The 451-nt window shown below is 70.1% G+C and carries 1 protein-coding gene; it reads left to right on the top strand.

Going from position 1 to position 451, the window contains the following annotated elements:
• Positions 1 to 14: 14 nt before the first annotated feature.
• On the top strand, positions 15 to 451 hold a 437-nt coding region (locus R2R70_RS18975), incomplete at its 3' end, for a hypothetical protein (RefSeq protein WP_410978746.1).

The following is a 451-nucleotide window of genomic DNA, read 5'->3' as shown; positions in this document are numbered from 1 at the left end:
TGACGAGGACGCACATGGACACCACGGCCGCCCGCCGCAGCATGCTCGCGCGCATCCGCGCCGCTCAGGGTCGCGATGCAACACCCGCCGCGCACGAACGGGAAGCCGTGGCCGACTATCTCGCGCGGCATCCACAAGGGCCGCGTCCGCCGATGGAAGGCGACCTCGTCGCGCGTTTCGTCGTCGAGGCGAAGAAGATGGCATCCACGGTCGAGGAGGTCGCGCAGCTCGCCGACGTGCCCGCCGCCGCGGCGCGCTATCTCGCCTCGCTCCAGTTGCCCACGCAGGCCGTCGCCTGGGAGACGCTCGAATCGTTCGACTGGACTTCGGCGGGGCTCACGGTCGCGTTTCGCAAGCCCGAAGATCGCGATCTCGTCGGCCTCACGGGCTGTTTCTGCGCCACTGCCGAGACCGGCACGCTGGTGCTGCTGTCGGGTCCGCAAACCTGGGC

The sequence above is a fragment of the Cobetia sp. SIMBA_158 genome (genome assembly GCF_046566945.1).
In the GTDB taxonomy this organism is placed as follows: Bacteria; Pseudomonadota; Gammaproteobacteria; order Pseudomonadales; family Halomonadaceae; genus Cobetia; species Cobetia amphilecti.
Note: the sequence above shows the minus strand (reverse complement) of the source record. Positions and strands in the feature narration are given on the sequence as shown.